1 protein-coding gene is annotated in these 507 nt (G+C 33.5%); it reads left to right on the forward strand.

The window, feature by feature from the left end; genetic code table 11:
* Positions 1–366: 366 nt before the first annotated feature.
* Positions 367–507, forward strand: coding sequence for a transcription termination/antitermination NusG family protein (locus ACTRWI_RS22655; protein ID WP_499133936.1), 141 nt, complete (start codon positions 367–369; stop codon positions 505–507).

A 507-nucleotide genomic window follows, 5' to 3' on the forward strand; every position in this document is an offset into this window, starting at 1 on the left:
CTTCGCGTATTTATGGCTAATTAATGCCTAGCTTTTGAAATTCGAGTGTAAAAGACTCGTCTTAGATAAGTGTATTTTTCAGCGAGGTTGTTATGCATGCTATTCTGTAGAGTAAAGTGGTGAATATATCACTTATGATTGGTTTTTTAAGTTATTGTTTTTTTATTATTTTTAAGGCGGTTTTCCTTAAAAAATTTGAATGCAGGATTGTGATTGAGCATAACGGTTCTTAGTACACCATCAAGTTTAGGCACAAGCACGTTACTGCAATTAAGGACTGTTATTGATCAAATCAGCTTCAAGTTCAACGAGGGTTATAAGCTATTTTTGTTTAAGATTCTCCTACATCACATTGAGGGGCGGGAAATGAAAACTTGGTATCTTTTATATTGCAAAAGAAATCAAATTTTTCGAGCTGAGGCAAACTTATTGAATTTAGGAGTCGAATGCTTTTTTCCTAAGTTAAAGGTTATTAGGATTCTGAGAGGAAAAAGAGTGAGGTTATAG

It is taken from the genome of Pseudoalteromonas sp. G5_S1_14_S5 (genome assembly GCF_054968605.1).

Excerpts from the sequence above, each read along its gene's own strand:
- ACTRWI_RS22655 (WP_499133936.1), top strand. The coding sequence starts at position 367 with ATGAAAACTTGGTATCTTTTATATTGCAAAAGAAATCAAATTTTTCGA.